Origin of the sequence: Paenibacillus sp. FSL E2-0177 (genome assembly GCF_037992975.1) — a bacterium.
GTDB classification, from domain to species: domain Bacteria; phylum Bacillota; class Bacilli; order Paenibacillales; family Paenibacillaceae; genus Paenibacillus_AQ; species Paenibacillus_AQ odorifer.
This window is the reverse complement of record NZ_CP150307.1, coordinates 282,447-307,455: the sequence shown is the minus strand read 5'-3', so window position 1 is coordinate 307,455 and position 25,009 is coordinate 282,447. Positions and strand designations below refer to the sequence as shown.

The following is a 25,009-nucleotide window of genomic DNA, read 5'->3' as shown; positions in this document are numbered from 1 at the left end:
GAATGTTCCTTTTTCACAAGAATAATTACCATTGCTCGGACATTTTAAAGGTAACTGCGAGATCGTCCCCGCCCGAGAGGGAGTTTACCACCAATGTGACAGGTTCATCATGGAACTCGTATGAGAGTCGCTCATTAAGTAAATTGACCGCCAGATTCGCATACGCACCAGAAATCCCTGATCCTGTACCTTGCATAATAACTTTTCCACCCGTGACCGTAGTGCAGGTATAGTTCACTAGCAGCGCCGTGTCCGTGACAGGAATATTTGTAGTCGGTGTAGGATAATTCTCGAAGGCCCCATCAAGGGTCCCGCCTGCAACGACCATATATCGCACAGGTCTTTTGGACATAACATCTAAAGCTGCCGGTCGAATCTCAGCCGCAAGACCTTGTGGAATAGCAAAGCCAGGACGTCTCATAAAGCTGATCGCTGCGAAGTCAGTCGATGTAACGGTCACGTTATCACGTATTTCCGAGGTTATTCGGCTCACTTGAAACACTTCAAGATCAACGGCCGTCCATACACCTTCCGCATCAACAAGGAAAACCTGAATCTTCATCTGCTCCTGTGAATATACAAAATTAAATTGGAATAAATCCTCTACCATGACATAGGTCTTGCTTAAGGTCTCCTGATATTGCAGCTCAAATAACTCTTCAACAAAAATGGCCTGGGGACTGACACTATTGGATAAGCCCGTAATATAACAAAACGCGCCAGCCGATCCATTGTTGACAACTTTGATCACTACTTGATCTATTGGCCGAGTACCGTCGACTGGTAAATTAATAATGGTGTTTGTGGACAGAACAGGCAATGTCATCACACCTCCTATATATCAATTCATATATGATATGTAAACATTGTTTAGAATTATTGGGTATAATTAAAATACAAGAGATGTTCCAGAGCATAAATTGAGATTTGCCACTAAATAACGAATGTGGTAAACTCGACTTAACTTTTATGAACGGAGGGTTACGTGTGATAGACTTTATCCGAGTTAGAACTTTGCGCGGCTAATTGAATAGCGCTAAAGCTCTGCCCATGTGCAGAGGACTCAGGATTGGTCTACCCATTTTTAAAGGTAACCCGATAATTTAACAACAGCGTGTAGGGAGGATTCTCTTCACCTCCATTCCTTTAAGAATTGAACATCCATAGAAGCCGATTAGCCAACTGCTGCTCGCAAGGGATCAAAGTGACTCTTCCCTGCGACTGGACTGTTGTTTAATTCATTCTACCTATGGAAGGCCCTAACTCTGACGTCCTCTAACGAACCGTAAGCACAGGCAGATTGCCTGTGTTTTTTTGCGTTTATTATTTACTATTGGAGGATGAATAAATATATGGAACAAATACGAGAAAAAGCAATTATAGTCGGTGTCCAGCTTCAGAACGAAACGAATTTCGCCTATTCGATGGAAGAGCTGAGCAATCTGGCAGTTGCCTGTGACCTTGAAGTCGTAGGAGAGCTTAGTCAAAAGGCAAGTCGAATTAACCCCTCCCATTATATCGGGACAGGTAAAATCGAGGAATTATCGGCACTTTTAGAAGCACACGATGCTCCTATTGTTATTTTTAACGACGAACTGTCACCTTCACAGATCCGCAATTTGGAGTCCGCACTGGATCGTCAGGTCATTGACCGGACCATTCTGATCTTGAATATTTTTGCGGAAAGAGCGAAGACCAAGGAAGCCCAGCTGCAAGTTGAAGTAGCCAAGCTGCAATATATGCTGCCGCGCCTCACAGGTCTTCGTGAGTCGCTGGGCAGACAAGGTGGCGGAGCTGGACTTAAAAACAGAGGTGCTGGTGAAACCAAGCTAGAGCTGGACCGCAGAAGAATTGAAGAGCGGATTACTGCTTTACAGGTTGAACTGCAACAACAAGTAGCAAGACGTCAAATCCAGCGGAAACAACGGCATAAAAATGAAGTTCCCGTCGTCTGCCTGGTAGGCTATACGAACACCGGAAAATCCAGCTTAATGAATGTCATGGTAGAGACTTACCATCCGGGTTCCCATAAACAAGTATTCGCCAAGGATATGCTGTTCGCTACACTAGAGACATCGGTTCGCAGCATTGAGCTGCCTGATCACAAAACCTTTTTATTAACAGATACTGTCGGATTCGTCAGCCAGCTTCCCCATCATCTGGTCAAAGCGTTCCGCTCCACTCTTGAAGAGGTTACCGAAGCGGACTTATTGATTCACGTAGTCGATATTTCCGATCCGCAGCATCAACAGCATATGGCGGTTACAGATGAGACGCTCAAAGCACTCGGCGCTGACCAGATTCCAACGATCTATGCCTATAATAAAGCTGATCTGACTGATTTGCCTTACCCGCAAATTGAAGGTGACAATGTCTACCTTTCCGCCAAGAAAAATAGTGGAATGGCTGAACTTACCGCTCTGATCCGCAGCCATGTTTTTACGGACTATGTGCAGTGTGAGATTCTGGTTCCATTTGATCGGGGTAATGTAGTCTCTTATTTCAATGAACACGCCCATGTTCAATCTACTAGCTATGAAGAAACAGGCACACGCCTTGAGCTGGAATGCAGAAAATCTGATTTTGAGAAATTCCGCAACGATTTTATTGAGCTATAACAAATTAGAAACGACGTGGTAATCCTTAATTAAAAAAGAGGGATAGAGTTTTCAGAGTTATCTGAAGCTCTATCCCTTTCTTTTGTGAATAAAAAAATGAACAATACAAAAGAGCCCTCTCTTTGCATTGCTCAGTAAGTATAAAATAGGCAGACGCTAGATCTTATAAATATAGTTTCTAGACCCTATTCTTGAACATACAGTGTATCGGAAGCTTCTATTGTTGGCTGCCGGTAAAACCGTTCCTGCAGATAACCGCTGTAAGTAATTAAAGTCTGGATGCACCGATTCATCCGTTAAATAGGCCGAGATATCACTCCCATATACTCTTTCCTGATTCAGAGAGTCTATGATGATCTCTCCAGTAGTAATCCCTATGCCATGGCCGTAGAACAGATCATTTTCGAGTTTAATTGCATTCTCGCCCTGCCATTCTGGCTTGCTCGGAGCATGATCGGGATTCTTGAAATATACAACGTCTCCCCGCTGCGTTAGTTCCTTGTTGTAGTTTGTAATTAAGCGTAGATTCTCATCGTAATTCCAGTCCCATAAGAACAAATCCTTGAAATACTGATTAAACGCTTCCTCACCTATAGCTTCAATCGTCGCCCGATACATAACAATGACCATGGCTGTCGCGCATTCAAAGGCATATAAATGACCATTCCGAAAAATATCTTTAATTCCCACTGTGGGCTCTACGCCAGTGTTCAGCTGAAGTCCACCAATCTCTGTACGTGTCCAAAACTGCGGATTGCAGCGGGAATCATCAAATGTTGCAAAATCCACTCCACTTTCATTTAAAGCTTCAGCCGATTCCACGATGCTTTCTCTCATTTTGCGCTCAAAGTCAAGGGCATCGGGTGAACGAACTTCCTTCACCATGCTTAGTCCCTCCAATGTTATAGGTTCTAAATATAGGTTATTGTACGTGTTCGTCACCGGGTTGGTGCTTAATTCTCATGATTCCCTGGCATCCACGAACCACTGGTTAAGCTGCCGTGTCTCTTCCGTCAAAATATCCAGGAAAATAGAAGTGCGATAACCCGTATCCTTCAAGCTTTTGCCCGTAATCTCTGCAATTCGGTTTAATCTATAAAGCAATGTATTAGTGTGTATATGTAAAAAAGCCGCGGATTCCTTTAAATTGCCGCTTAATGATAAATAGACAGCGATGGTTTTGAGAAAATCACTTTTATGCTCGCGATCATGTTCTTTTAGCGGATATAGCAACGGGCTTTTACGAATTCGACTGCGCTTTTGCTCCATAATAGCCGGTATATATGCCCAAAATCCAATCTCCTCGTACAATAGCAGCTCCCGCCCATGAAAAGGCAGCAGCTTTTTGATCTCCACAATAGACACCGCTTCCCAATAGGCAATAGCCGCGGACATATATTCAGTGTAATCGAGACTACAGCCAGCAGCCAGTGTGCAGCCTTCACTCTTATACATATCCTCCATTGTTTTATGCAGGAATGAAGATAATCCACCCGCCCCCTCGATCACAAAGCTGAAGGAAAACAAAATAATCAGCCGATTATGCTCAGCCGTCAGAAATAGTAATTGCAGTCCGGAATAAGATGCCATAACCTGCCGAAACCGGAGTATTAAATGATCATCGATTACCTTGTCACTTTCAAACACGCTAATATAATATTTTTCCGGCAAAAGAATGGACCAAAATTCCGCATCCTTTTTAATATTTGCTTCGTTGTCGTAGTGGGAGGTAATCAGCTTCCAGAAAAAGTCCTCATGCGTTTTGTCCTGCTTCGTTTTCCAGCCTCGCTGCTTAAGTAAATAACGGCCTACGATACCTGCCGCCTTCTCAACGATATTTTCGGCATGCCCTTCTACCAGGTTGCCTGTATCTACTACCCAAATGTACCCGAGAATTTCCTTCTGATGTTTGATACAAATGGCCAGCCGGGGACCAAGTCCCACCTCCAGCACTGCAGGAATTCGAATGGGATGTGCCGCGCTCTCCAGCTGCTGCATAATCCCTTTTTTGCGCAAGCCAATAATCACAGCGTTAGGTACACGCTTCCCGATAATCGTTGAAATCCGCGCGGAGTCACTCTCAAATTCATGCGAGCTGTAGCCAATCACATGATGATTGCTGTCCTCGATGGTAACTTGAGACTGTAGCGATTCACTTATCGTATCCGCCAATGATTCCATACTGTCGAAGAAACGATCAAATAATGGATCCTTATCTGCCACTAGCTTCACTCCCACCTGAAGAATAACCAAATCCTGTACTCTAGAGTGATTTCATTATAGTATGCATCCCCCTAGCTGACTATAAGATAAATAGCTGGTGTAGGTGAGGGACGAGATCGGCTAGGTGAGGAAGGTGTTTGGGACGGGGATGTTTGGTGGGGGTTTTGTTGAGAGTTTTGTGGGGAGTTTTGTGGGGAGTTTTGTCGGGGTATTTGGGAAGGTTTAATAGTTGTTGGTGATTACCAAATGTTATAAGTGGTTTTTAGGGAACATCCCCCGGAAATTCTGTGTTCTAATCATCACATGATCATAATTAGGGAAATCCTCCCTAATATTCTGCACTTTAAGCATCACACGATCATAATTGGGGATATACTCCCTGATTTTCTTCTGTTTTGCGTATAAACAGGTGTATTCCTCGTATTTTAGGGAGGAATTCCCTAATAACAGCATTTTAAAGCTATTTTTGCGTTTTTTTAGGGAGAATTTCCCTAAAACATCTCTCCATCAAAGCTTCCACCCGATCCATCCAACTTCACTACGTAATCTATCCACCATCACACCGCACGAGCAAACAACTACTGTATCTAATTACTCTGAAACACAATCTATTTACTTTAACATCGTACTGACCAACTTCCACCCGGTCTCCATCGCAAGAAACGCCAAACAGCAAGCTCCCCGCAGAGAGCTTGCTGTTTGGCTCATTCCATTATGGAACGTGTCTATTTTAGATCAATGTGAATGTCTGCTCCATGGCTTGCTCAACCGAATAAGGTGTCTCACCCAACGCTTCGGCAACAGCTTGGCAGGTGATTCTGCCATTAGCTACATTCACGCCGCTTCTTAGGCCGTCATTATCCTGAATCGCCTTGAACACACCTTTATTGGCAATTTGCAGGGCATATGGAACTGTAACATTTGTTAAGGCAATAGTTGAGGTCTTAGGGACAGCACCCGGCATATTAGCCACGGAATAATGCAGCACGCCGTGTTTCACAAACACCGGATTATCATGTGTCGTCACTCTGTCGATGGTTTCTACAATGCCACCTTGGTCAATGGCCACGTCAACGATCACTGATCCCGGCTTCATAGTCTTGACCATTTCTTCAGTAACCAGTTTCGGTGCTTTGGCACCCGGAATTAACACGGCACCTACCAGCAGATCCGCTTCAGCCACTGCTTTGGCAATATTATAAGGGTTAGAGATCAACGTATTGATTTGTGCTCCAAAAATATCGTCTAATTGACGTAGTCTCTCCGCACTGAGGTCAACTATCGTAACATCTGCGCCTAAACCAATAGCCATCTTAGCTGCATTAGTACCTACTACACCGCCGCCAATAATACTCACTTTACCTCGGCTAACGCCAGGAACACCGGAAAGAAGAATACCTTGTCCGCCGTAGTTCTTTTGCAGGAACTGCGCTCCCAATTGGACGGACATCCGGCCAGCTACTTCACTCATCGGTGTTAACAGCGGCAAGGTGCGTCCATGAACAACCGTCTCATATCCGATCGCAAAGACGCCTTTGTCTTTAAGCGCAGCAGCCAAGGCAGGCTCTGGTGCAAGATGAAGATACGTAAATAGAATAAGGCCTGGACGGAAATAGGGGTACTCAGTTGCCAATGGTTCTTTTACCTTCATCACCATTTCAGCGGAGCTCCAGACTTTTGCTGCATCCTCAATCAGTTGTGCTCCGGCAGAGACATACTCTTCGTTAGGAAATCCACTGCCCACACCGGCTCCAGCTTCTACGAGCACTTGATGACCTTCAGTAATTAAACTAACTAGACCCGCAGGGGTTATGGCAACACGATTTTCATTGTTTTTAATTTCTTTAGGTACTCCGATAATCATCATTCATCTCTCCCATCTAATGTAGATCCCTTATGTAAAGAATGATAACATATGATTAGCATTCCCATTTTGTTAAAAAATTAAAATATTATCTACCATGATTGTGTTTTTACACAAAGGATCAGACTTAACTGCCCATTAATCTTTAACCATTTTGGTACTCAACACAACCATCTATATTATCTCATAAAAAAAGACACCCTATAGAGTGCCTTTTTGACGATTTTGTATGAAATTAAAGCGACTACCATATCGCATGATGTTATATTAAGTGACATTAACTATCTTGATAATAACAACATCACTGTTTCTAACACCACATTTACCCCTTTTTCGCAGTCTTCATAGGAGGTTAGTTCCTCTTCACAATGGCTTTTACCCTTCACGCTAGGCACGAACACCATTGCGGATGGCAGAAAGCTGGCTACGAATTGTGCGTCATGCCCTGCACCACTTGCGATCTTTCGACTGGAATAACCCAAGGTTTGAGCCGCTTGCTCCACCAAATCACACACATTCTGATCAAACCACACCGTATCTCGGCCCCAAAGCTTAGTCTTGCTTACTTCACAATCCAGCAGTTGCTCTGGCAAACCGTTGATAATGGCTTCCACTTCACGCACAATCTCCATCTCTTTATGTCTGGCTTCAATGGTGAAAATCACTTTATTGGGAATGACGGTATGGATATTAGGAAGCACATTCATTCTGCCCATGGTATACACAAGCTCGGAATCGAGCGCCCCCAGCTTGCTCCGCAGCTCAATAATCAGATCTGTGGCAGCAAACAAAGCATCTTTGCGCATCGCCATAGGGGTTGTGCCCGCATGATCGGATTCTCCCGTCACCTCAATCTCGTAACAGGCCATACCAACTACACAGTCAACCAGCCCAATCGTCAGCTCCTCTTTTTCAAGAACAGGCCCTTGCTCGATATGAAGCTCCAAATAAGCGGTGGCTTCGGTGATACGATTGCTCATTTCTCCCTTATATCCACTCTTCTCCAGCGCTTCACCAAAGGTGATGCCTGCTGGATCTTTTTTGTTCAACATGACACTTTTATCAAACTTTCCGGACAACACACCAGAGGCCATCATCGATGGCTCAAAACGTGCCCCCTCTTCATTCGTAAAATTCATAATCGTCACCGGAAACTTCGGCTTAATCCCGTAATCTACAAGCGTCCGCACCACCTCTAGACCCGCGATAACCCCTAGAACGCCATCGAATCTGCCCCCTTTTTTCACAGTATCCATATGCGAGCCAATCACAATCGGAGGCCCGGAAGTTTCGCCTGCCAGTGTGGCATACATCGTCCCCATATCATCCATCTTCACAGACATTCCGAGCTCTTCACAACAGGCACGAAAATAATCCCGAACTTTAAGATCCTCTTCCGTCAGCGATAATCGGGTCACGCCATTTTTATCTGTACGCCCATAATCGGCAAATGCCTCGATTGTATTCTTCAGTCTCTCACCGTTCACGAATATTTTTTGCAGCTGCATCCCAGATCCCTCCGCTTCGAACGTTTTGTTGGCTTTCTATCTATGTTAAACCAAACCATAATATTTTCATTTTACATATTGTAATAATTATTATTCACATGATGCTACAACGAGTAGAGCCAGCAATAAGTAAACTAAAGTAGTATATACAATCTTTTCATACGAGGGGTAAGCTTAAGATAGCTTATCATCCAGTTCTACACAGGAAAGGAGCGAGCCCATGAATCTAAGCCTTGTGATCCCGGTATACAATATAGAGCAGTATATAACCCCTATGTTTAATTCACTGCTTGATCAAAGCGATCCGCATTTCGAAGTCATCATCGTAGATGATGGTTCTACGGATAACACTTACAACGTTATAGAAAAGATTCTTTCGCGTAATCCCGCCCTTTTCTGTAAAGTCATTCGAACGGAGAATCATGGAGTAAGCGCGGCTAGAAATAGGGGGTTAGCTGAAGCCACAGGTAACTATGTTCTTTTTGTAGATGGAGATGATTATGTCTCCGCAGACTTGGTCTCAACCCTTCAGTCATATACTCAAGATGAACAACCCGAGATTATTTGCTGGGGTTATAATCATGTCTCCGAAGGCAGAGAAACTCTATTGAGCTGTACCTCTGATTTCAGCGACGTGACGGGAAGTCAAGCACTGGCGCGGATTTTCGTGAACAAAAGCTTGCGAATATGGACAGGGAGTATCGCTTATAAGCGAGAATTCTTACTTCTCCACGGGCTAGGTTATACAGAACGCTGTGTGAATGGAGAGGATCAAGAGTTCATCTACAAAGCCTTGTCCAGAGCAGCCAGAGTCATCTCAATCCCGGATATACTATCCTTTTATTTACAGAGAAACTCCTCCATCTCCAACAGCTATAACGTGAATAAATTCGATGTAGTGGATGCTTTCAAAAGGGTGGATGAATATTTTAAAACCTATCCCTTTGCTGAACTAGATACGATCTCACCTTTGTTAATGAACCGGGAGCTGATCGAGAACTACTTTTTCAACCTCAAAACCTGTCTAAATGGTACGGAAGGGGTAAGCATTCAGGAATTACTTCGTGACATCAACCATACCTATCCCAAGCTCAATCAAGAAATGGATGAACTCATAAGACGTTATAGAGGAGATAATCGCAGATTAACCCTTTATATCAGAACATTTTTAATCTCCCCGCTTCTATATCACAGATTCATCTCTGTGGAGAGAGGCTTATCCCGGTTCAAGCGCAACCTACTTAAAGGGAACGGAACCCGAAAGGAATCTAGAATATGAAAAAGATGCTGATATACGCCTATACCGAATTTAATCTGGGCGATGATCTATTCATTAAGGTGCTGTGCGAAAGATATCCGGATACCAAATTCAGAATTTGCGCACCACGCCTCTATAAACAATGTTTCAAAGAGCTCCCTAACCTCAAAGTGTATCCTTCCGATTCCCTTCTTCTAAGAGGCATTGGCTATATTTGCAGGAAGCTAAAGATACATAATGTGGCTCACAAATATCTGGCAGATCACTCAGATGGCGTCGTTCATATCGGCGGCTCAATTTTCATGGAAGCAGACCACTGGGCAGAGCATTTCAAGAATGCAGAAGTCATTCGTAATCAAAATAAGCCTTACTATCTGTTAGGATCTAATTTTGGCCCTTTTACAAATCAAGAATACTATGATGAGCACAAGCGGATTTTCAAGGATTATACAGATATATGTTTCAGAGAACAGTACTCTTATGATTTATTTAAGGATCTGGATAATGTCCGCTTAGCCCCAGATATTATTTTCCAGCTAGACCCGCCAGATATTCCAAACGAACCGGAGGATTACATCGTCTTATCCGTTATTAAACCTTCTGCGAAAGGTCTGAACGGTTTTGACAACCTCTATTATGAAAAAATGAAAGAACTCGCAATTTATTTCATTGAAAAAGGTTACGCGGTTCATTTCATGTCATTTTGCGAACACGAAGGCGATCAACTGGCGATTGAAGAGATTCAGCGCCTTATCGGTCCCTCCTACAAGGATGCTATTCAAGTGCATTTATATAAAACGAACATGGAAGAAGTGTTGTCCGTGTTAGCTAATGCCAGTTCTATTGTGGCTTCAAGATTCCATGCAATGATTCTGGGCTGGGTATTTAATAAACCGGTATTCCCTGTAGCCTACAGCAAAAAAATGGTCAATGTAATGGAAGATGTTGGATTCACAGGTCTGTATGCCGATTTCAACACGCTGGAACAGGTCCAGCCTGAACAGATTTTTGAAAGTATGATCACCTGCTCTATGGATGTCACACTGCAAGCAAAACAAGCCGAAAGACATTTCGAGCATCTAGATACGTATTTACCGCTTTACGAAAGGGGGATTCGTTATGAAAGCCAAGCGGAGCATTCTTAACTTATCCTTTGGACTGGGAAGTCAACTCATCACGATCATCCTCGGTTTTTTTATACCCAGACTGATAATGGTCAACTATGGCTCTGAGGCCAATGGGCTGATCGCTTCGATTGTGCAGATTATTAGTTATTTGGCGCTGCTGGAAGCAGGTGTTGGGGCGGCCTCGATCCAAGCACTTTACAAGCCGGTAGCTTCGGATAATAAAAACAATATCAACTCTATTCTGGCTGCCACCTCCAGCTATTATAAAAAAACAGGTATTTACTATTTCTTTGCCGTACTGCTACTCGCCATCGTGTACCCGCTAGTGATCTCATCTGAGATCGATAAATTATCGATTATGGTCATTATTTTGCTTACGGGGATGGGCGGAGCAATCAATTATTATTTTCAGGGGAAATTCAAGGTCCTGCTCGCTGCGGAGGGAAAAAGCTATGTAGAGACTTCTATTGTTACTGTAGCTAATATTATGAACAGCCTGATCCGGATTCTGTTATTACTGCAAGGTGTGGACATTATTGCGGTTCAAGCTTCCTATTTTATCTTAACTTTACTTCAAATCATCGCTTTCTATATTTATATGAATAAGAATTACAAGTGGATCAACCTGAATCTCAAACCAGACTATGAAGCCATTGGTCAAAAGAATTCCGTATTAGTCCATGAAATCTCCTATTTGGTGTTTAGAAATACGGACGTACTTATATTAACCATCTTTACGAATCTAAAAATCGTCAGTATCTATGTTATGTACAATATGATTTTTACGATCGTGGATAATATCGTCCAGACCATAAACGGAAGTGTGAAGGCTGCCCTCGGGCAAAGCTACCATGAGAGTAAAGAAGCATTTATTAAATTTTATGATGCTTACGAAGTGTATTTTATGGGGCTTATCTTCTCGATTCTAACGGTGGCTTATATTTTGATTTTACCCTTTATGAAATTGTATACCGCTGGGGTAAACGACGTGAATTACATTGATATGTGGCTGCCGGTCTTGTTCGTAGTCATCAAACTATTAACCAATGCCAGAACGTCTTCCAATAATGTGATTACCATCGCTGGACATTTCAAAAAAACACAAAACCGTTCCATTCTGGAATCCGCCATAAATCTGGTGGCTTCTGTGGTCTTCGTAATCTTCATGGGAATTTACGGTGTACTGATGGGAACGATAGTTGCCCTCCTATACCGCTCCATAGATATTGTGATTTATGCCAGCAAACATTTGCTGGACCGCAGTCCATGGGTCACTTTTAGAAGATGGCTTACGAATGCAGTAGTTTTTGTAGGCATTATTCTCATCACGACTGCCATCGACATCCCGATCCATTCCTATCTGGGGCTTATGATCTGGGGTGTACTTCTAGGACTAGTGATCTTGCCTGTATATTTTGTAATCGGCTCTTTAATGGAACGGGAAGTCTTCCTCTATACATGGGAACATCTCAAAAAGTATCGATACAAACTCAAAAATAAAATTAACGCTCAGCCTGAGGTAAGTGGTTTATCCAAATAACACAACAGGAGGACTGGAAATGGATCATAGCGAGGTTTTGCAGCAAGCCTGTTACGTCTTTCTAAATGACCTAAATGATGAAATAAACCATTCACCCGCCATCCAAATAGAGGATACAGAACTATTGCAAAGATGCCGCCAGATCATAGATCAAGAACAAAATGTACAAATCAAAACTTATCTGGAAACCTTATCTGAGGTTATTCATGCCTATCTGACTGGGAGGGCTTCAGAGGATACCTTGAAATTCTACCTGTCTGAACAATTCAGTATTGTTGCCAGCGATATCGATGGTTTAATTCAGGGGTTGGTTAAAATCGAAAGCCGTATTTCGGATACGGAAATTTCCTACCCAGCAGTCCAATCCTTATCCGATTCTCCCAAGATCAGTGTCATTATCACCACTTATAATAGAAAAGCATTCCTATACCAAGCGATCCAAAGTATCTTAATGCAGGACTATCCCAATAAAGAGATTACAGTGATTGATGATTGTTCTACAGATGGCACGGAAGAGTTAATGCAGCAACACTTTGGGGCGGAGCCACGGGTCATTTACATGCGCAATGCTACCAATAGCGGACCTGGAAATAATCGCCGAAAAGCTTTCGCTGCACATGGTGATGGGGAATATGTTCTTTTTCTCGATGATGATGATTATCTGATCGACATGAATTATTTTAGTAAAGCTGTCCGCTTCCATCTCCTTCATCCCGAAATATCATTTGTAGCTGCGAATGTGTTTCTGGAGTATTCCAAAGCCAAACAACTAAAAATCTCCAATCTGCAGCTTAGCAGCATTATTAAGAAACGCGATTATTTCATGAATTTCGAGAAAAAAGGATATCCAAAACCCGCCTCTACTTTAACTACTGTCTTTAAACGAGAGGCCTTAATGGCTATGGATATCCTAGATATGAATATGGTCAACGATGCTTCCATCTATTTGCGTTCCCTGCTGATAGGTGATGCGGGCTTCATTGATGTGATTGCGGGCGTGTACCGAATACACGGGAACAATATCACCTTTAATTTGAGCCAGGGATTCTTAATTGAGAATCTGGAAGAAAAAAAACTCATTAAGAATATGGCCGTGCAGAAATATGGATATAACGCACAGGAAATGACGGAATGGTTCAACCATAATGCTTACGATACGATCTCATACTATTTATTAAATTCTGCAAAAGACGCTACAGACTTTAAATTCATGTACCATTGGGCGCTTAACCATTGCCCGCTGATCTACAATCAATTGAAAAATGAGTTTCGCATGAAGCTTATTAAAAAACAATTATTACGAATCTCCTTACTCCGTACGCTACTCGGCAGATGATTCGCTCATTAGCTTATCGAGCAGCAGAAAAAACTCTCTAAGCTTTTCTTTTGGGATGTCGGCATACTTGTCTCCAATGCTGATCTCACAATAAGAAGTATGTTCGCCGGTAGCTCTTATTCCCGCGCTTAAACCGATTCCTGTCGCCTCATACACCGCTGACAGAATCGGTTCAAGTTGTTCCTTAGACATTTGAAAATGCATGTGAAACATATTGGAGACAGGTTGAGCGGGCAGAGTGGTTACGTCGTGACATTGATTAACCCAAGCAGCAAGCTCCTTCGCGCCTTCATAATACTGCTGCATCTTGCCCTCTCTTTGCCGGAAATAATAATCAGAAGAAATGATGTACGGATATAAGCTGATTAAGTCTCCACCATGCCGCCGTTTCCATATCTTTGATTGCTTCGTAAAGTCTTCGCTGCCTGCAAGAATTGCCCCGGCGATTCCTCCAATTCCTTTATAAAAGGATATATACACACTATCAAAGAGTGCAGAGATTTCAGCTGCTGACTTCCCGTAATACGGAAGAATCTCAAATAATCTCGCCCCATCCAAATGCAATTTAATGCCGCGTGCACGGCAATGAGCAGAAATGGCTTCAAGCTCCGTGTACTCTGGCAGCTGACCACCAATCTCGCGCTGAGGTAATTCCAGCAATAGACAAGCGATTTCCTCCTTTAGGTTCGCCACATCCTCCAAAGTGATTAATCGGTTCTTGTCCGCAAGCAAGATAGGCTCAATATGATGTAATTCCTTCAGGCCATCCTGCTCATGGATCTCCAAGTGACATAAGGGATGATAGGCTACTTTTTTCACCTCTTTTTCATCGCACCAGATTCTTAAAGCGATTTGCTGCGCCATCGTTCCGCTCGGAAAGAAAACCGCGGTTTCTTTGCCCAGGATATTCGCCATTTTCGTCTGGAAATCTTCAATCACTTCGCCCGTTCCATAAATATCAGATGCCGTACTGTTCTCTACGGCTGCCAAGGCTTCCTTCAACACTTGCACATCTCTATTCCCATTCCCTGCGATTCGATAGGCCGTTTCATTAAAAGCCTCTTGTACGGTTTTTTTTCCGTTCATTCGTTGGATAACCCCTTCCGGATTTGCCTTGTCCCTAATATAGACGAATTTCCAAAAATCCCATCTTAATTTTACCCGATCTAAGGTGAAAAAACATGAGCGCTGTGCTACAATATTGGAATTGCAACGGCAATCTTAGGGAGGGTTATTGAATCACATGCTCATTATTGGTATCGCCGGCGGCACCGGCTCGGGAAAAACAACCGTAGCCCGCTCCGTCATTGACCGTCTTGGAACGGGAAAGGTAACTTTCATATCTCAAGATAACTACTATAAGGATCACTCACATCTCAGCTTTGCTGAACGTGAATCCATTAATTACGATCATCCTTTCGCTTTCGATAACGAGCTGCTCATTGAGCATCTTAAATCTCTACGCGAAGAACAGACCGCATTCGCTCCAGTGTATGACTTTACAGTCCATGCCCGCTCCACTACAGAGACGGTAGAACTGAAGCCAAACAATATTGTAATCATTGAAGGACTCCACGTCCTTTCTGACGAGAATCTCCGTGAAATGCTCGACATCAAGGTATTCGTAGATGCCGATCCTGATGTACGTATTCTCCGCCGGGTCCTTAGAGATATTGAAGAACGTGGACGGAGCATCCAGTCGATCCATCATCAATATTTGAGTACAGTTAAACCCATGCATGAAGCGTTTATCGAGCCATCCAAAAAATACGCTGACCTGATCATCCCTGAAGGTGGCCATAATGAGGTTGGTATTCAGTTGTTGTCCATCCTAACGGAGAAGCATCTATATAACGATTGGACGTCTTAAGGTCTTAATTAAGCGCTTCTAGCCTAGCCGCAGAGAATCTCTCTGCGGCTTTTTGGGTATGTATGAACCCCTCCATGGTTCAGAATAATCCCCCCTCATTCTGGTAATAGCTATATTTACAGCACCAGCGGAAGAGGGATAACAACTATGGGATTTCTGAACAGAACAATAACAAAAGTTTTTAAGAACCCTTCATTAGGGCACCCCAACCCCACTAAAGAATTACCTAAGGAACCTATTCAAGAAAAACTTCAAGATAATATTCAATATATAAAAACAACACTCGGCAATAGTACAGATCTTGTGATTAGAGAATTCTTTATTGGTTCCAAACACCAGATTAAAGCTGCTATTTTCTATACAGATGGATTGGCGGATAGTAAAGCTATTCAGGATTTCATTCTGGAATCACTAATCTTAGAACTCCCAGACCCAAATCTTGATACACAAACAGCCAACTATCAATTATTAAAAGATCACATGCTCACTGTAGGGGATATCAAAGATGCGACGGAGTTCAATTCTTTATTCACCTCTCTATTATCCGGAGATGTGATCCTCTTACTCGATAGATATACCAAAGGGTTCACCATAGGCATGCGTGGCTGGAAAGACCGTGGTGTAACGGAAAGTGCCACCGAAACGGTGATTCGTGGACCTAAGGAAGCCTTCACAGAAAGCATACGCACGAATACCGCATTAATCCGGCGGAAAATAAAGGACCCCAATCTCTGGTTAGAAACACAGCAAATCGGGCGTGTAACCCAAACAGATGTAGCCCTCATGTATATCAATGGCATTGCAAGTGACGGGATTGTGCAAGAAGTACGCTCACGTTTAGATCGGATCGACATTGACGGGATCCTGGAAAGTGGCTATATCGAAGAATTAATTGAGGATGAAACCTATACCCCATTTCCAACCATCCATCATACGGAACGTCCTGACGTTATAGCAGCTGCTCTTATGGAAGGAAAAGTAGCCATATTAGTAGATGGGACTCCTATAGTAATGACGGTGCCTACCTTATTCGTTTCCTTCATGCAGACAGCGGAAGATTATTATCAACGTGCCGATGTTAGTACCTTAGTGCGGATGCTTCGATATTTCAGTATTTTCATATCACTACTAGCCCCATCTTTATATGTAGCCATTACTACCTTTCATCAGGAGATGCTGCCCACAACCCTGCTGATCAGTCTAGCTGCACAACGGGAGGGCGTACCGCTTCCAGCATTTATTGAAGCACTCTTAATGGAGCTTGCCTTTGAGATTATAAGAGAAGCGAGCGTACGAATGCCTCAAACCATAGCCCAATCTGTATCCATTGTAGGCACCCTGGTGATTGGGACTGCGGCAGTTGATGCCGGCATTGTTTCTGCTGCCATGCTTATTGTCGTCGCTATCACTGCTATCTCCAGCTTTGTACTGCCATCCTTCGATCTTGCCTTGACCATTAGAATGCTTCGTTTCCCGATGATGTTCCTTGCTGCATCCTTTGGATTGTTTGGGATCATTATCGGGGTTATTGCGATAGTTCTTCACATGTGCAGCTTACGTTCCTTTGGCGTTCCCTATTTAAGCCCTTTAGCTCCCTATAATCTCACCGATCAAAAGGACACCTTTTTCCGAATGCCGCATTGGGCTATGTTTACCCGCCCTAGACTAATCAATAAAAAAAATATCGTTCGGGAAAAGAGCACACCACCGGAGAAACCGGGAGATCTCACGGAGGAATAGCCCCTGAAACCTTGACCTATGAAGTGATAAATTGGAGTGAATAAAGCCATGCTCGAAAAAGGTAAAATAAGTACTCGCCAGCTTACCATACTGGTTATGTTCCTTACGATCGGGGATTCCATTCTCGTAATCCCTCCCTCCACTACACACTACGCCAGACAAAACGCCTGGATTTCCGCATTAATTGGCATGATCGTAGGTTTACTAGCCATCTATATGTACAGCAAGTTCGCAAAGTTGTACCCCAAACTAACGCTTATTGAGGTGATTCAAAAGGCTTTTGGAAAATGGATTGGGGCTATTCTATCGCTTTTGACCTTAATGTATTTTCTTATCGTCACCGTTGGAAGCATGCGAGAACTTAGTGAGTTCGTTACATCCGAAATATTACCGAGAACCCCTATTCCGGCTGTTTTAATCTTATTCATGGTGATCGTGATTATGGCTACAAGACTAGGTATAGAAGTCATAGGACGAGCTGGAGAGATCTTTACACCTATGATTATTATCCTATTTCTGATTCTGACGGTCGCAATTATTCCTCAGATGGAGATTGTCAGATTACTGCCCATATTGGAGGATGGCATAAAACCAGTGTTGAGAGGGTCTATTTCCATTACGGCTTACACCTTTTTAGAACCGGTTGTTTTTCTAATGTTTCTCCCTTATGTAAACCAACAACAAAAGATAACCAAAGGCTTACTACAGGGCTGTTTCTTAGGCGGTATTATTATCTTCCTGACCATCACTGTTTCCATATTAGTACTAGGTCCCGATCTGACAACCAGAGATATCTATCCCAGTTATAACATAGCACGGCGGATCTCCGTTGGCGGATTCTTCGAACGGGTAGAAGCCATGATAGCTCTACTTTGGATGTTAACCTTGTTTATAGAAGTTACCTTATACTTCTATGCTTTCGTTCTGGGGTTGTCTCAATTATTCAAACTAAAAGAGTACCGGGTGCTAACTCTACCCACAGGATTAATTTTGGTTACACTAGCACCTCTTATTGCGCCAAATTACACCTATTACAACAAAGTATTCGATAATTATTGGGTGTACTATGTTATAACCTTCGGGTTATTTCTACCTTTGGTGTTGTTAGGTGTGGGAATGTTTCGAAGGGCACTGGACAAAGGCTTAAAATCTCGAAGCTAAAGATGGGCTGGGAGACATGAATACCGAAAGATCTAACGGAGGATTAAACCATGAAACGAAGATCGCTTCTGATTTGTGTTCTTATTCTCATGCAAATATTTGTAACAGGTTGCTGGAGCCGCCGAGAATTAAATGATCTTGCGATTGCTGTAGGAATAGGTATCGATAAAATTGGAGATCAATATCAAGTTTCTGCGCAAGTGGTCTTACCCAGCCAAATCGCTGGCTCAAAGGGAGGCTCTCCTCAGGCACCAGTCAACCTTTACAAAGCGACGGGAAATACCGTATATGAAGCCCTTAGGAAAATCACAACCCTTAGTCCACGTAAAATTTATATCTCTCATTTACGAATCCTAGTCCTCGGCGAGGATTTGGCTAAAGAGGGAATTAGCGATGTTCTTGATTTCATGTCAAGAGACACCGATACGCGAAATGATTATTTTATAGTGGTGGCAAAGGATGCGAAGGCAGAAGATGCATTAAAAATATTAACCAGTCTTGAAAAGATACCTGCCGTGCGATTGTTTTCCAGTCTGGAAACCTCGGAGAAAAATTGGGCACCTACATCTACTGTGACATTAGGAACACTAATTACAGAACTTGTGAGTAAAGGTAAGAATCCTGTCTTAACAGGTGTTGTCATCGATGGAAGTGTAGTTGTAGGAGAAACTCCGAATAATGTTGAAACGGTAGACTCTCCAACAGAATTGAAATACTCCGGATTGGCCGTATTCAAGGAGGACAAATTGATTGGTTGGCTAAATCCAGAGGAATCAAAAGTTTATAACTATTTAACCAATAAAGTTGAGAGCACTGTTTTCTATATCCAATGTCCCGAAGGTAAAAAGGTTTCGCTGGATGTATTTGAAGCCCGTTCCAAAATGAAAGGCAGCATCCATAGTGACAAACCAGAAATCAGTATTGAGCAACATATAGAATCAGATATAGGAGAGGTTCAGTGTAGAAATCTAGAACTGACAGACACAAAAACTATCACCGAATTAGAACAAATCGCCAACAAAAAAGTACAGAATTTATTCGAAACTACTATTAAAAAGGTACAGAATGAATACAAAAGCGATATTTTTGGATTCGGCGAAATCATCCATCGTTCTAACCCGCAGGCGTGGAAGAAACTGCGAAACAATTGGGATGAGACCTTTGTTAACCTTCCAATAAGCGTAAAGATGGATATTAAGATTCGCCTGTTAGGGAAAGTGACTAACTCTTTCCTAGAAGAGACGAAGTGATAAATTGGAGTGAACAAAACCATGTATAACATGCAAGGTGCCCAACTATTAAAATTGAAAGAGTATCGTGTGTTAACCAAATTACACTTATTACAGCGAAATTGCAGTAATGTTCAGAAGAGCACTGAGCAAAGACTTAATATCTCGAAACTAGATGGTTTGGGAGGTTGTGAATATTGGGTATAGTAGTGATTCTCATAGTTGTAGCCGTTATAGCAGCCATTGAAGTTCCCCTGATGTGGAGGAAAAAATTAATCAAGGAGATGTGGGTTTTCTCATTTCTTCTGTTGCTGGGAACTTTCTTCAGTCTTATTAATGCGTTACATATTTCGGTCTCTAACCCACTGGGATGGATGATATTTATCTATAAACCCGTCTCCGATATGGTAAATGCCTGGTTATCCTAAAATGGGACTGAACCATTCCCTTGAGATGGCTTAGTCCCCATGATTAAACGACGTTGCCAAATCAGCAAGCGCCCTAAAGTTTGTTGCTAGCCGTTCACGCGCCAGCCAGTAATAGACTTCCTGGCCTCTCTTTTTATGATCAACAATGCGGGCATCCCGTAGGATTTTGAGATGATGTGAAATCGCTGGCCTGCTTATTTCGAATTCACCTGCAATTTCCCCAACATTCAGCCGACCTTTATTCCCTAATAACGTAACAATCCGAATCCGAGTAGGATCACCAAATGCGGTGAGAAACCGTGTGATGCTGTTGATATCGTTAGGTTTAATCTCTTGCGGTTCTATCTCCCCACCCCGATTCGTAAATAAACTTAAACATACTCACTTGTTGAAACTACAATAAAGACCTTGTAGATTCTCTAACTATTAATTCTGCCGGGAAAATCTGATGCGCATGCTTAACCTTCTTATTGATGAGATCAAAAAGAATCTTAATCGTCGCTTCCGCAATCTCCACTACCGGCTGTTTGATGGTAGTAATAGAAGGATTATAATAGAAGGAAATATCCAATCCGTCATAACCAGCCACAGAGTAATCTTCCGGGACTTGCTTGCCCGCTTCAAATATTGCCTTACAGGCGCCGATAGCCATACTATCTGATAAGGTAAAAATAGCGGTGAACTCTTCACCTAACTCTAGCAATTCTTTTGTAACCGCATACCCATTTTCCATACTGTAACTGTCGATATCCTCTTTCATCCGCCGCACTAGCCGTTCATTATAAGCGATTCCATGATCAGCTAAAGCCCTTTTATAACCTTCATATCTTAACTTACCGATACTTACATCTTCTTCTGGTGCAGTAATGACTGCGATTTTCTCATGCCCCAGATTACATAAATAGTCCACAATCTTATAGCTCTCATTAAAGTCATCTACAGATACAGAAGAATAGTCGCTCAAATCAAACTCTTCCGTCATTCCGATCGTACTAAGGACAAATGGAACCGTTAGTTGCTGTAATTTCTCTTGAGAGTGTGAGAATAAACCTCCTAAAAAGACAATTCCCTTCAGCCTTTTTTCTTTCTCCAGCTCAATCGCCACTTCGATCTCATCTTGATTCTCATCAACTCGTTGTAGGATGAAGGAGTATTTCTTGCGTTGAATCTCTTTTTCGAACACTTTGATCATCGGGCTAAAAAATGGATTGGATATCCCTTTAATCAATACTGCAATCGTTTTCGAATCAGAACGTTTTAAATTTCTTGCACTGTTGTTCGGGACATAATGATTTTCTTTGATAACCCTCATAACCATCGCTTTTGTTTCTTCATTAATATCCGGATGATTGTTAATAGCCCTTGATACAGTAGTCACGCCAACACCGCATAATTTGGCGATGTCTATAATAGTCAGTCTCTCCATTTCTATCTATCCTTTACTTGTTAGTATCTATCAAACTCCTTAATCCTTATTCAACTTCATAGTCAAAATAAGAAAGCAGGGGATTCCTGATGGTCACCCACCAAGAAAAACACCCTACTCGCTTCTTACATGAATATTAATTTATTTAACGAGGTAGATCAAGCTTAACCCTTAACCGCACCTGCAACGACACCTTCGATGATGTACTTTTGACAAGTCAGGTAGAAAATGATGATTGGCACAATAGCTAAGACCAGCATCGCCATCATAGCTCCCATGTCAATCGATCCGTATCCACCTTTTAGGTACTGGATCGCAATAGGAATCGTTTTATATTCTGTACCAATCAGCAGGTCTGGCAATAGGAAGTCGTTCCATACCCACATTACATTAAGGATAGCTACAGTTACAGCAATAGGTTTCAGGATGGGCAATACCACTTTAAAGAAGGCCTGAGGTGGATTACAGCCATCAATCATTACCGCTTCTTCAACCTCAAGCGGGATAGACTTCACAAATCCGCTAAACATAAACACAGACAGCCCTGATCCAAACCCTAAATAGATTAAGATAATCCCAATCGGATTGTCGAGATGCAGCACGTTTGCAGTCTTAGTCATTGTGAACATAACCATTTGGAAAGGCACGATCATCGAGAATACAAACGCATAATACATCATGCCTGTGAATTTGGACTTCACCCGGGTAATGTACCATGCAGTCATGGAAGTAAATAACACGATCACAGCCACCGAGCATACCGTAATAAACAAGGACATTCCGAAGGCACTGAAGAAATCAATCTTTGCTACACCACTAGTATAGTTCTTTAAACCAACAAACGTAGTCTCATTAGGGAATAAGAACGGCGTATCACTAATGTAGAACTTACCCTTGAAGGAGTTCATCAGAACAATAAAAATAGGAGATAAGAACGCAATGGCCAAGACCAACAAAATGGTGAATATGGAGTAATCTTTTGCTCTAGTCTTTTGCATTAGTTCTCAACCTCCTTTCTTCTAGTAATGACAAGTTGTATTAAGGCGATTAAGGCTACTAAAGCAAAGAATACGACGGCTTTCGCTTGACCGACACCTTCCCATCCTGATTTTCCGTAGAATGTATTGTAGATGTCCAGTGCTAACATGGAGGTCTGCTTAGAAGGTGCACCAGCGGTCAACGCTAAGTTCTGGTCAAACAATTTAAATGAATTAGATAAAGTTAAGAATAAACAAATAGTAATGGACGGCATTACGAGTGGAATAGTCACATTACGCAAAATCTTAGAACGTGAAGCTCCATCAATTCTTGCGGCTTCTACTATATCTTTAGGAACATTCTGAATACCTGCAACATAGATAATCATCATGTACCCTATCAATTGCCAATTCATAAGAACGATTAGTCCCCAAAATCCATACGTTGCATCAGAGGTCAAAGTGACACCAAATTTGTACAAAATCCCATTAAAAATCAACTGCCAGATATATCCTAATACGATACCGCCTATCAAGTTAGGCATAAAGAAGATCGTTCTAAATACGTTGGTACCTTTTAGCTTTCTAGTTAATAACATCGCCAAGATGAAGGCGAACACATTAATAGTAAGAACAGATAAAACTGTGAATTTAACGGTGAAACCTAATGCATTTAGAAACTCTTGATTCGAAAAAGCTTTAGCGTAATTGCCAAACCCTATCCATGTTGCATCATTGACTGTAGTAAACTCTGTAAAAGACAAATATATACCCAAAAGAAAAGGGATCACAAAGGCAATTCCAAAGGCTATTATGGTCGGTAATGCAAAAAGAGCAAAATATTTTTTTATCGATTTTTCCATGGAGTCTTCTCCTATCTCAGTATGGAAAATGATGAAACAGATGTAGCAAGATCCACTCCAATTGTTGCTTAGTGCCACTGAATCCCGAGGGAGCCCAGTGGCACTAAGCTTTTATCTGTATGACAACTGAGAGTTATTCAAGCATCTTTCCATGCATTTATTATTTTGCTTTTTCAGCCTTCCAAGTGTCCTTGAAGATGGTTACAACTTCATCCCAAGTTTTGTTTCCTTGAGCGTATTGCAAGAGGGCATCACCAAAGACGTTTTTGAATTCTTCACTTGGGAATGCTGCGAATGTCCAAGCTACAGAAGTAAGATCTTTTTCCATCCAAGCAGATACTTCTTTAGCAAGTGGATCTGCTGGTTTTTCGCTGTCTTCAAAGGTATTGAATGGTGCGATGAAACCTAGATCGTTAGTTACATAAGCTTTACCTTTTTCACTGGAGAACAACCATTCCAGGAAAGCGATAGAAGCTTGTTGGTTCTCAGCAGATACTTTGCTGTTGATTGCGAAATAGTTTTCTGTACCTACAGCCAAACCTTGTTTTTCTTCGCCTTCCATACCTGTGTAGATAGGCAAGAATTTGATTTCTTCAGCTTTAACTACGTTACCGTCAACATCGTTGATTTGTGACCAAGCCCAGTTACCATTTTGAACCATAGCTGCGTTACCAAGTGCAAATTCAGCCATGGAGTCAGCTACGGATTTACTACCCAGCAAGGATTCTTTAGTTACAGAGTTCTTGATGTACAGATCGAAGATGTTTTTAAATTTATCGTTGTATTTGAATTCAACTTCTTTAGAAGCTAGACCCGCAAGAACGGTGTTGTCAAACTCAGTATTGTCTTTGAATTCATAGTACAGCGGCAAGTTTGCAAGGTGAGTCTGCCATCTCCATTGCTCACCAGCAGCGAGGGAAGTGGAGGCGAATACACCTTTAATGCCCAGTTGGTCTTTTTTAGCCGTCATATCTTCTACTACTGCTTTCAAAGTGTCGAAGTTATTGATCTCAGTTGTGGAGGAGATCGATACCGCTTTATCAGCCAAAGCGAAGTATTTCTTCATAATTGCGTCGTTGTAGATGATGCCGTATCCTTCAACTACGTAAGGGATACCATACACGCCTTCACCTTCAGTTACAGCCAAGCTTTTGTCGGACAGATAGCTGTAAAGCTTAGTATCTTTCAAATCCAAGGTGTAATCTTTCCAGGATTGAAAACCAACAGGTCCGTTAATTTGGAAAATAGTTGGCGCTTCAGACTTGGAGATTTCGGATTTCAATTTAGTTTCGTAAGTACCCGCAGCAGCCGTTACGACTTTTACCTTAACTCCTGTTTCTGCTTCGTAATCCTTAGCGATCTTTTCATATATTTCTGCAATCTCAGGTTTGAAGTTCAAGAAATAAACTGACCCTTTTTTACCAGATGTAGCGTTTCCATCATTGGATGCAGAATTATTTTCTTTATTTCCACATCCTGCCGCTAAGACAACAACCATAGACATTACTAACATGAGCCCTAAATATTTTTTGATATTCTTCATTCTTCTTCCCCCTCGTACTTTTTATTAGATTACTTCGCATGAAGACGTTCCGATGCTGTTAGTGAAAATTATGTCAGCGTTTTCATTTGCTTAAGTAATCCCCAGCCTACTTTTTTGGTATCCTTCTCGGTATCCTTATCGGTAACGTTTTCAATTGAAATATTAGCACACCATTTTGAACTTTTCAATAGCCAATCTTTTAGAATCATTTTATGGAAAAACTGCCCACGGCAAACCTTGCAAGCGTTATAATAGATTCATCCTTATTCATGAATGGTGAATGCTTAGGACATACTAA

The 25,009-nt window shown here is 42.1% G+C and carries 20 protein-coding genes; 10 read left to right on the top strand and 10 right to left on the bottom strand.

All coding sequences use genetic code 11. The annotated features are described in order from the left end of the window. Positions 1-25: 25 nt before the first annotated feature. Positions 26-826, bottom strand: a complete 801-nt coding sequence (locus MHI25_RS01375; protein ID WP_076303188.1) for a hypothetical protein — start codon at positions 824-826, stop codon at positions 26-28. Between the two features lie 526 nt (positions 827-1,352). On the opposite strand from MHI25_RS01375, the gene hflX reads away from it, so the two are divergent. Then, a complete protein-coding gene (gene hflX / locus MHI25_RS01370; RefSeq protein ID WP_076186202.1) occupies positions 1,353-2,618 on the top strand; it encodes a GTPase HflX in 1,266 nt (421 codons plus the stop codon). 156 nt (positions 2,619-2,774) lie between these two features. Here hflX and MHI25_RS01365 read toward each other — a convergent pair whose 3' ends face one another. From MHI25_RS01365 to MHI25_RS01350, 4 genes are all read right to left on the bottom strand, one after another. Beyond that, on the bottom strand, positions 2,775-3,503 hold the full coding sequence (locus tag MHI25_RS01365; protein ID WP_076139027.1) for a hypothetical protein: 729 nt from the start codon (positions 3,501-3,503) through the stop codon (positions 2,775-2,777). Between the two features lie 75 nt (positions 3,504-3,578). After that, positions 3,579-4,841 carry a helix-turn-helix domain-containing protein gene (locus MHI25_RS01360; protein ID WP_340394833.1) on the bottom strand — a complete coding sequence of 421 codons (1,263 nt, stop codon included), beginning with the start codon at positions 4,839-4,841 and terminating at the stop codon, positions 3,579-3,581. 730 nt (positions 4,842-5,571) lie between these two features. Beyond that, complete coding sequence (gene ald / locus MHI25_RS01355) at positions 5,572-6,705, bottom strand: alanine dehydrogenase (RefSeq protein ID WP_340395645.1); 1,134 nt, start codon at positions 6,703-6,705, stop codon at positions 5,572-5,574. 281 nt (positions 6,706-6,986) lie between these two features. After that, positions 6,987-8,213, bottom strand: a complete 1,227-nt coding sequence (locus MHI25_RS01350; protein WP_248549176.1) for a Zn-dependent hydrolase — start codon at positions 8,211-8,213, stop codon at positions 6,987-6,989. 220 nt (positions 8,214-8,433) lie between these two features. On the opposite strand from MHI25_RS01350, the gene MHI25_RS01345 reads away from it, so the two are divergent. From MHI25_RS01345 to MHI25_RS01330, 4 genes are read left to right on the top strand one after another with little or no spacing between them, the layout of a single operon-like run. After that, positions 8,434-9,492 carry a glycosyltransferase family A protein gene (locus MHI25_RS01345; protein ID WP_339281556.1) on the top strand — a complete coding sequence of 353 codons (1,059 nt, stop codon included), beginning with the start codon at positions 8,434-8,436 and terminating at the stop codon, positions 9,490-9,492. Then, positions 9,489-10,616: a polysaccharide pyruvyl transferase family protein gene (locus MHI25_RS01340; RefSeq protein WP_248549178.1), complete on the top strand. Its 1,128-nt coding sequence runs from the start codon at positions 9,489-9,491 to the stop codon at positions 10,614-10,616. The genes MHI25_RS01345 and MHI25_RS01340 overlap by 4 nt, the downstream gene beginning before the upstream one ends. Then, positions 10,591-12,138, top strand: a complete 1,548-nt coding sequence (locus MHI25_RS01335; protein ID WP_076126979.1) for a sugar isomerase — start codon at positions 10,591-10,593, stop codon at positions 12,136-12,138. Before MHI25_RS01340 ends, MHI25_RS01335 begins: the two co-directional genes overlap by 26 nt. 19 nt (positions 12,139-12,157) lie before the next feature. Beyond that, complete coding sequence (locus MHI25_RS01330; protein ID WP_340394832.1) at positions 12,158-13,474, top strand: glycosyltransferase family A protein; 1,317 nt, start codon at positions 12,158-12,160, stop codon at positions 13,472-13,474. Here the strand turns inward: MHI25_RS01330 and MHI25_RS01325 are convergent. Further along, positions 13,460-14,560, bottom strand: coding sequence for a beta-eliminating lyase-related protein (locus MHI25_RS01325; RefSeq protein ID WP_340394831.1), 1,101 nt, complete (start codon positions 14,558-14,560; stop codon positions 13,460-13,462). The genes MHI25_RS01330 and MHI25_RS01325 overlap by 15 nt on opposite strands. Positions 14,561-14,717: 157 nt before the next feature. Between MHI25_RS01325 and udk the strand changes: the two genes are divergently transcribed. From udk to MHI25_RS01300, 5 genes are all read left to right on the top strand, one after another. Beyond that, the gene (udk, locus tag MHI25_RS01320) at positions 14,718-15,344 is read left to right on the top strand and encodes a uridine kinase (RefSeq protein WP_036687251.1); all 627 of its coding nucleotides are present in this window, start codon (positions 14,718-14,720) and stop codon (positions 15,342-15,344) included. Between the two features lie 147 nt (positions 15,345-15,491). Beyond that, complete coding sequence (locus tag MHI25_RS01315) at positions 15,492-17,084, top strand: spore germination protein (protein WP_340394830.1); 1,593 nt, start codon at positions 15,492-15,494, stop codon at positions 17,082-17,084. A 48-nt stretch (positions 17,085-17,132) separates the two neighbouring features. After that, a complete protein-coding gene (locus MHI25_RS01310; RefSeq protein ID WP_340394829.1) occupies positions 17,133-18,245 on the top strand; it encodes an endospore germination permease in 1,113 nt (370 codons plus the stop codon). A 50-nt stretch (positions 18,246-18,295) separates the two neighbouring features. Further along, positions 18,296-19,495, top strand: a complete 1,200-nt coding sequence (locus tag MHI25_RS01305) for a Ger(x)C family spore germination protein (protein WP_340394828.1) — start codon at positions 18,296-18,298, stop codon at positions 19,493-19,495. A gap of 176 nt (positions 19,496-19,671) precedes the next feature. Next, on the top strand, positions 19,672-19,902 hold the full coding sequence (locus tag MHI25_RS01300) for a hypothetical protein (protein ID WP_254847760.1): 231 nt from the start codon (positions 19,672-19,674) through the stop codon (positions 19,900-19,902). A gap of 394 nt (positions 19,903-20,296) precedes the next feature. On the opposite strand, the gene MHI25_RS01295 is transcribed toward MHI25_RS01300, so the two are convergent. From MHI25_RS01295 to MHI25_RS01280, 4 genes are all read right to left on the bottom strand, one after another. After that, positions 20,297-21,328, bottom strand: coding sequence for a LacI family DNA-binding transcriptional regulator (locus MHI25_RS01295; protein WP_076126967.1), 1,032 nt, complete (start codon positions 21,326-21,328; stop codon positions 20,297-20,299). A gap of 164 nt (positions 21,329-21,492) precedes the next feature. Continuing rightward, positions 21,493-22,326 carry a carbohydrate ABC transporter permease gene (locus tag MHI25_RS01290; RefSeq protein WP_036687243.1) on the bottom strand — a complete coding sequence of 278 codons (834 nt, stop codon included), beginning with the start codon at positions 22,324-22,326 and terminating at the stop codon, positions 21,493-21,495. Further along, on the bottom strand, positions 22,326-23,168 hold the full coding sequence (locus MHI25_RS01285; protein WP_036687240.1) for a sugar ABC transporter permease: 843 nt from the start codon (positions 23,166-23,168) through the stop codon (positions 22,326-22,328). Before MHI25_RS01285 ends, MHI25_RS01290 begins: the two co-directional genes overlap by 1 nt. A gap of 160 nt (positions 23,169-23,328) precedes the next feature. Next, positions 23,329-24,711, bottom strand: coding sequence for an ABC transporter substrate-binding protein (locus MHI25_RS01280; protein WP_076126963.1), 1,383 nt, complete (start codon positions 24,709-24,711; stop codon positions 23,329-23,331). Positions 24,712-25,009: the final 298 nt, after the last annotated feature.